The sequence below is a fragment of the Mesorhizobium sp. WSM2561 genome (assembly GCF_000513915.1).
Classification (GTDB): domain Bacteria; phylum Pseudomonadota; class Alphaproteobacteria; order Rhizobiales; family Rhizobiaceae; genus Mesorhizobium; species Mesorhizobium muleiense.
The window spans coordinates 57,224-64,346 of record NZ_AZUX01000038.1 but is presented as its reverse complement, the minus strand read 5'-3'; the positions used below and the strand labels follow the sequence as shown (position 1 = coordinate 64,346).

The window sequence follows — 7,123 nt, the reverse complement described above, 5'->3', positions numbered from 1 at the left end:
TGGGCTACCCGCCGAGGACTTTCCTCAGTGCCGGCAATTCTTCGATGACGAAGTCGATGAAGGCGGAAATGCGAGGCGTTGCCCTTTGATCGGGGTGACACAACAGGTGCCAGGCTCTTGCCAGCGCTTGAACCGGTGGAAGCACCTGGATGAGTTCGCCTTCTGCATCTCCGATCGGCGTTGGCAATGGCGCTATGCCAAGGCCCGATTTGACCGCAGCCACCACGCCTAGAACGCTGTTGTTGCGAGCTGCAACGCGCGCCCCCGGCAGAGTGCTTGCGAGCCACTGGGTTGCCCGATGGTTCTCCATCACGCCGTCAAAGCCGATGAGATCGTGCTGCAGCAGGTCCTCGATCGAGTGTGGATGTCCGCGGCGCTTCACATAGTCTCGGCTGGCATAGACGGCCCAGGTGGATTCCGCAATCTTGCGCCCAACCAGCCGCTCGTCACTTGCTTCTCCCGACCGAAACGCGACATCGGCATCGCCGTTGGCAAGGTCGAAATATCGATCGCTGATAATGAAATCGATCCTCAGTCCCGAATAGCGGTCGTGGAAGCGGTCGACAAAACCCGAAGCGACGATGCGGGAAAGGACCGGCTCGGGGCAAGTGAGCCGCACGGTGCCGGTAAGGTCGTGCTTCATACCGAGAACGGTTCGTTGCAGCTTTGCGATGCTCTCTTCCACATCGGCCAGGGCCGGTAGCAACTGCTCACCCATCTCGGTCAGGCGGTAACCTGTCGGGTGCCGATGCACCAGCCGCAATCCCATTTGCCGTTCGAGCTCGGCAATGCGGCGATGGACTGTCGACTGGTTCACGCCTAGCGCACGCGCGGCCGCGAGCGTCGAGCCCTGCCTTACAACGGACAGCAGATAGCGCAGGTCGTTCCAGTCCAACATGCTCTAGTTATGCATTTTTGCACCGACCTTCCGCAACCTTGCTGCTACCGCTGTTACGGCCGGCCGGCTAGTCCTTACCCACGATAAGTGAGGAGAAGCCAAATGGACAAGGCAACAGTCCAAACGATGATCGCTGGCCTCGATGTCGGCGTGACCCGATCGGCCCAGGATCACGGCATGGCAAAACTGACGCCGGTACACCGGGAGGTGCTGAGCACTCTGCCGCAGGGAAGTCGGCAGGAAGTGCGCGTGCTGCACGCTGTGCTTCAGCCTGGCGATGTCACGCCCTACCACTCGCATCGGTTTCCTGTAACAGTCTACGTCACCGAAGGAGTGTTCACCCTGAGGCTCGATGGGCGCGAGCCGATTTCGATCGGGCCGGGCGAGGTTTTTGTCGAGCCCCCGCACGTCAATATGACGGGCAGCAACGAGGGGAACGCCCCGGCGACAACGATTCTGTTCTACGTCTGCGATCCCGACACGCCCTTCGCCGACCCGGTTCCTTCGACTGCGTAGTCGCTCGAGCGCTATGTGCGTTCGGTTGGGTCGCTGACCCGCAACGGTTCGCCTAGAGCGGGAGGAAGCCTCATCGTTATTCCCCTTAGACGCTACCTAACCTTCTACGCCCACCGCCTTGGGCCGTCTTGGAATCTCATCCTCTGCCGGTTGAGCGTCCGCTATCGGTCTGCAGACGCCAGAAGCTGTCAGTCTGTGCGCGGCCCCATCGTGTTCTCACCGAGCCACTGGCGCTGGTAGCGAGCCGCGGATGAAGGTATAGTTCAGGTATTGGATTACGGGTGGGCGGTAACCTGGACAATGGCGGGATTGGGTGAACAGATTGCGCGTGAGCAACGCACCACGGGACCGCTCCTGGTTGCGGCAGTGGTCGTCGGCCTTATAGGTCTGCCCGTCGCAGCCTGGCTCGACCTCCGAGATCTGTCGGAACGCATGCTGCGCACGCAAGCCAGCGAAATCAGCCGGATCATCGACGACATGCGCGGATTCTACGGTAGCGACGTCGTGGGACGGGTCCTGAAAGCAGAAGGCGCCGTGACCGCGACGCACAATTACCGGGACGTGCCAGGTGCGATCCCTATCCCAGCAACCCTCTCAATCGAACTCGGCAAGCGCATCAGCGCTCACGACGGATCCGTCAAATATCGCTTCGTCTCGGACCTACCTTTCAAAGGCCGCGAACCCCACCAGCTAGACACATTCGAGCGCAACGCAATCTCTGCCTTTCGCGCCAATCCAAGTGAGCCCATCATCGAAGCCTCGGGTTCGCTGCTTGACCGGCACGTTCGCGCGGCGGCTCCCGTAGTAATGGGACAAGTCTGCGTCAACTGCCATAACTCGCACCCGGACAGCCCCAAGACAGACTGGAAGGTGGGGGATGTCCGAGGTATCCAGGAGATATCGGTCGCCCAGCCGATCGGGGCGAACGTCCTCTCTTTCAAGTATCTGCTTCTGTATTTCGGCTTCGCAGCTGCGGCGGGTCTGACGTTCATTTTCCTGCAGCGTCGGCAGTCCGCCTTGGTTCACGGCATGAACACGGAACTCGCCGAGGCAAACGACTTTCTGGCCGCAATTTCATTGAAGATCGCCAAATATCTCTCGCCTCAAATTTATAAAAGCATCTTCAGCGGCCAAAAGGACGTGACTATCGCGACCGAGCGCAAGAAGCTCACAATCTTTTTCTCAGATATCAAAGATTTCACCGCGATCGCGGAACGGCTCCAGCCAGAGGATCTCACGGCACTCCTCAACGAGTACTTCACCGAGATGTCAATGATCGCGCTCAAGCACGAGGCTACGGTCGACAAGTTCATCGGCGACGCACTTCTTGTGTTCTTCGGAGACCCCGAGACAAAGGGTGTCGAGGAGGACGCGAGGGCCTGCTTGCGCATGGCTGTCGACATGCAGCGCCGGCTGGAGCAGCTGAACAGGATGTGGCGTGATCGAGGAATTGAGCAGCCCTTCCGAGCTCGCATGGGCATCAACACGGGCTATTGCAATGTCGGCAACTTCGGCTCCGATGATCGCATGGACTACACGATCATCGGGGCCGAAGCGAATCTAGCGGCCCGCCTGCAATCGATTGCCGAACCTGGCGGCATCTGCCTTAGCTATGAGACCTATGCGCTCGTGCGCGACCTTGTCCGAGCGCGTCCGTTGGCGCCGATCGCCATGAAGGGGATCAGTCGGGAGGTTGTCCCCTATGAAGTCGAGGGCCTCCTTGGTGAACTGGCACAGCGCCCTCAGGTCATCAGCGAGCACGCGACTGGCCTCGACCTGTTCCTCGATGTCGAAGCGATCGACGAGAACGGGGTCGAACGGGCAAAGAAACGTCTTTCGGAGGCGCTCCTGGCCTTAACCGCCCGAAGCAAGCCCGCTACTTTTTAGCAGGGTCTTTGAACGTCCGGTTCTGCCACTACAGAGCCGTTTCGGAAACGCACCCTCGACCCGAAGCAGACTCCCGTAGCGGAGCCATGGATGACCGCTTCGCGCCTAATATCGGCCGTTGAGGTGAGAGTTGCTACTGCCTGAAAGCAGACATTGTTGCGACCATTCTGGACGTCGCGGTTGCGGCATAACCGACGTTCGCGCGAGAACTGGGGTCCAAGCGGTCAATACGTTGGGATTCAGTTCGCCGCGCCGACCCGCTTGCGCTCCCGGGTTTCCAGCAGCTTCGTCAGCCAGTCTGGATCCATCTCCGGCACGGAGGAGAGAAGCAGTTCGGTATACGGAGCATGCGGCGGCGTCAGGATTTCGGTCTTGAGCCCCTGCTCGACGACTTTGCCTTGATGCATGACGACAATTTCGTCGGCGATTGCCCGCACCGTCGCGATGTCGTGGGTGATGAAAATGTAGCTGACTCCGAATTCTTGTTGCAGCCGCATAAGCAGCTTCAGGATCTCTTCCTGTACGATCTGGTCGAGGGCCGAGGTCACCTCGTCACAGATGATGAGCTCCGGATTAGCAGCCAGCGCCCGGGCAATGCAGATGCGCTGCTTCTGACCGCCCGAGAGTTCGCCCGGCAGACGATCGAGGAAGCTTTCGTCCATCTCGATCATGTGCATAAGTTCGCCAACCCGGCGGTCGCACGCCGCCCCTTTGAGGCCGAGATAGAACTCGAGCGGCCGTGAGATGACTTCCTCGACGGTCTGACGCGGATTGAGCGCGTTGTCAGGCATCTGGTAGATCATCTGAATGCGGCGCAGAATGTCTTTGGACCTCTCCTTCAGTGTTCTTGGCAGACGATGCCCCGCAAATGAGATCGAGCCCGAGACCGGCGGCAGCAGGCCGGTGATGACACGGGCGAGCGTTGATTTACCGGAGCCGGATTCACCGACGACCGCTACCGTGCGTCCGCGCGGCACCTTGATCGACACATCCTGCAGAACCTTGACTGCCCCTGCGTACGCGGCCGTGATGTTATCGATCGTGAGCAGATGGTCCGCGGCCGGCACTTCTGGTTTGGCTAGCTTTCGCACCGCCCAGAGCGTCCTCGTATAGTCTTCAGTCGGCGCCACAAGCATCTGGCGTGTTTCGGCCTCCTCCACAGTACGGCCATGGCGCAGAACCATGATCCGGTCCGCCATCTGCGCAACCACGGCCAGATCATGCGTGACGTAGATCGCGGCAGTGTTGAACTCTTCGACTATCTTGCGGATCGAGGCGAGGACCTCGACCTGTGTGGTCACGTCGAGCGCCGTCGTCGGCTCGTCAAAGATGATCAGGTCGGGCCGGCAGGCCATAGCCATCGCCGTCATTGCCCGCTGCAACTGCCCTCCGGAGACCTGGTGAGGATAGCGGAAGCCAATGGTGTCCGGATCCGGCAGGTGAAGACGCCGGTAAAGTTCGATGGCATCCCGATTCGCTGCCTCGCGACTGGCGATCCCGTGCGCCACAACCGTTTCGACGGTTTGATCGAGGAGCCGGTGGGCGGGGTTGAAGGAAGCGGCCGCGCTCTGCGCGACATAGGCGATGCGCGAGCCTCGGAGCCGCCGCCGTGCGGTTTCGCTCATGGCGAGGAGGTCGATCCCGTCGAACAGGATCGATCCTTCCGTAATCCGACAGCCTGGCTTGGCATATCCCATCGCGGCAAGCCCAATGGTGGACTTTCCGGCGCCGGACTCGCCTATGAGGCCGAGAACCTCACCGCGCTTCAGCGAGAGATCCACACCGCGAACGATCGGGTGCCAGCGCTCGTCGGAAAACCCCTCGACGTGAAGGTCGCGAACGCTGAGGAGTTTCGTGCCCTTTTCTCGTTGGCCAGAATTCTTATTTTTCATCGCGCAACCCGCTTGTCGCGTGCAAGAACCAGTCGACAACGAAATTCACCGAGACCGTGAGAAGGGCAATCGCACCCGCCGGCAAGAGCGGCGTGATGTCGCCATAGGTGATGAGGGTGGCGTTTTCCCGCACCATCGAGCCCCAGTCGGCAGTCGGCGGCTGGATGCCGACGCCGAGAAAGGAGAGCGCGGCGATGGTGAGGAAAACGAAACAGAAGCGCAGGCCGAATTCCGCGATCAGCGGCGGCAGCACGTTGGGCAGGATCTCCTTGGTCAGAATCCATCTCGGCCCTTCGCCACGCAGTTGCGCGGCTTCGACATATTCCATGACGGCAACATTCAGCCCGACCGCGCGCGCCAGCCGGAATACGCGGGTCGAATCGAGCAGGGCGATGATGAGGATCAGGCTGGTGACCGACGAACCGAAGATGGATAGCAACATCAGCGCGAAGATGAGGCTCGGGATCGACATCAGCACGTCTACCGCGCGCGACAGAATCTGGTCGAGCCAACCCCGGTACATCGCGGCCAGCAAACCGAGCGTGACGCCGACCGCGAAGGACAGAAGCGTAGTCGCGAAGGCGATGCCGATCGTATTGCGCGCGCCATAGATCAGCCGGGTGAGCACGTCGCGACCGAGTTGGTCGGTCCCGACGATGAACTCTTGGCTCCAAGGCGCGAAAGCCTCGCTGAAAACCTGCGTTTCTCCGTAGGGCGCTATCCAGGGCGCTAACAGCGCGACGAAGACGTAGCCAAGGATGACCACGATGCCGAACCAGGCGCTGAATGGAGCCTTTTTGAGTGCGGTTTTTACCCGGGAGGCACGCGTGCGCCTCTGCCTTGAGACCGCCACGACATGTTCGGTGCTGGTCATCGCGGGTGCAAAAGCCTCGGATTGGTGGCAATGGAAATGATGTCGGCGGTCAGGTTGAGCAGGATGTAGGTTGCCGCGAAGATTAGGGCGCAGGCTTGCACGACCGGAACATCCCGGGACTTCACCGCATCGACCATCAATTGGCCGATGCCGGGATAGACGAACACCACCTCGACCACGACCACGCCGACGATGAGATAAGCGAGGTTGAACGCAATCACCGTGACGATAGGCGCCCAGGCATTGGGCAGGGCGTGTCTGAGAACGATTGTCATAGGCGACATTCCCTTGAGCCGCGCCATATCGATATAGGGGCTTGCCAGCATGTTGATAATCGCCGCGCGCGTCATACGCATCATATGGGCAACAATCACCAGCGTGAGGGTGATGGACGGCAGCGCTGCGCGCCAGACGTGCTCCCAGAACGGCGTTTGGTCGCTGATGTTCGCCAGTGTCGGAAATTTGGGAACCAGGTTCAGGACCCAGTTGATCGAAGCCGCGAGCCACTCGGGCAGGGATTGTGCGAATTCGGTTCCGATGAACGTGTCGCGCGAGATGATGAGGTAGGCCAGCATATAGGCGACGAAGAATTCGGGGAATGAAATCGTCGTCAGCGTCACCGTGTTCACCACACGGTCGAACCAGCTGTTGCGGTAGAGAGCGGCGAGAATGCCAAGTCCTAGCGCGAGTGGAACCGCTATAAGGGCGGTCATCACGGCAAGGAACATCGTGTTGTAGAGCCGGGGCGCAATGATCTCGGCGACTGTGCGCCGGTAGCCGGTGCGGCTTGCGAAGGAAGAGCCGAAATCCCCCTGCACGATCTGGCCGACCCAGGCGAAATAGCGCTCAACCGGCGGACGATCGATGCCGATCTCGCGCTGGAATGCGGCGACCGTCTCGGGCGTCGCGGATTGCCCGAGCATCGCCTTGGCGAAATCGCCCGGAAGCATGGCAATCGCCGAAAAGATGATGATGGAGACGATGAACAGCGTAATCAGGCCGAGGCCCAGGCGCTGCAGAACCGTCCTAACGACCGGGTTCATGGGCGGTGCCTTC

At 60.4% G+C, this 7,123-nt stretch carries 6 protein-coding genes; 2 read left to right on the top strand and 4 right to left on the bottom strand.

Features of this window, described 5'->3' with window-relative positions:
* Nucleotides 1-4: 4 nt before the first annotated feature.
* A complete protein-coding gene (locus tag M727_RS37515; RefSeq protein ID WP_051505591.1) occupies nt 5-898 on the bottom strand; it encodes a LysR family transcriptional regulator in 894 nt (297 codons plus the stop codon).
* A 102-nt stretch (nt 899-1,000) separates the two neighbouring features.
* On the opposite strand from M727_RS37515, the gene M727_RS0125870 reads away from it, so the two are divergent.
* Together M727_RS0125870 and M727_RS0125865 are read left to right on the top strand one after the other, a co-directional pair.
* Nucleotides 1,001-1,414, top strand: a complete 414-nt coding sequence (locus M727_RS0125870; RefSeq protein ID WP_036262137.1) for a cupin domain-containing protein — start codon at nt 1,001-1,003, stop codon at nt 1,412-1,414.
* 300 nt (nt 1,415-1,714) lie between these two features.
* Nucleotides 1,715-3,301, top strand: a complete 1,587-nt coding sequence (locus tag M727_RS0125865) for an adenylate/guanylate cyclase domain-containing protein (RefSeq protein ID WP_027155064.1) — start codon at nt 1,715-1,717, stop codon at nt 3,299-3,301.
* 239 nt (nt 3,302-3,540) lie between these two features.
* On the opposite strand, the gene M727_RS0125860 is transcribed toward M727_RS0125865, so the two are convergent.
* From M727_RS0125860 to M727_RS0125850, 3 genes are read right to left on the bottom strand one after another with little or no spacing between them, the layout of a single operon-like run.
* Complete coding sequence (locus M727_RS0125860; protein WP_027155063.1) at nt 3,541-5,193, bottom strand: ABC transporter ATP-binding protein; 1,653 nt, start codon at nt 5,191-5,193, stop codon at nt 3,541-3,543.
* On the bottom strand, nt 5,183-6,067 hold the full coding sequence (locus M727_RS0125855) for an ABC transporter permease (protein ID WP_027155062.1): 885 nt from the start codon (nt 6,065-6,067) through the stop codon (nt 5,183-5,185). Before M727_RS0125855 ends, M727_RS0125860 begins: the two co-directional genes overlap by 11 nt.
* A complete protein-coding gene (locus M727_RS0125850) occupies nt 6,064-7,110 on the bottom strand; it encodes an ABC transporter permease (RefSeq protein ID WP_027155061.1) in 1,047 nt (348 codons plus the stop codon). Before M727_RS0125850 ends, M727_RS0125855 begins: the two co-directional genes overlap by 4 nt.
* Nucleotides 7,111-7,123 lie beyond the last annotated feature (13 nt).

Excerpts from the sequence above, each read along its gene's own strand:
- M727_RS0125850 (WP_027155061.1), bottom strand. The coding sequence starts at position 7,110 with ATGAACCCGGTCGTTAGGACGGTTCTGCAGCGCCTGGGCCTCGGCCTG.
- M727_RS0125860 (WP_027155063.1), bottom strand. The coding sequence starts at position 5,193 with ATGAAAAATAAGAATTCTGGCCAACGAGAAAAGGGCACGAAACTCCTC.
- M727_RS0125865 (WP_027155064.1), top strand. The coding sequence starts at position 1,715 with ATGGCGGGATTGGGTGAACAGATTGCGCGTGAGCAACGCACCACGGGA.
- M727_RS0125870 (WP_036262137.1), top strand. The coding sequence starts at position 1,001 with ATGGACAAGGCAACAGTCCAAACGATGATCGCTGGCCTCGATGTCGGC.
- M727_RS37515 (WP_051505591.1), bottom strand. The coding sequence starts at position 898 with ATGTTGGACTGGAACGACCTGCGCTATCTGCTGTCCGTTGTAAGGCAG.
- M727_RS0125855 (WP_027155062.1), bottom strand. The coding sequence starts at position 6,067 with ATGACCAGCACCGAACATGTCGTGGCGGTCTCAAGGCAGAGGCGCACG.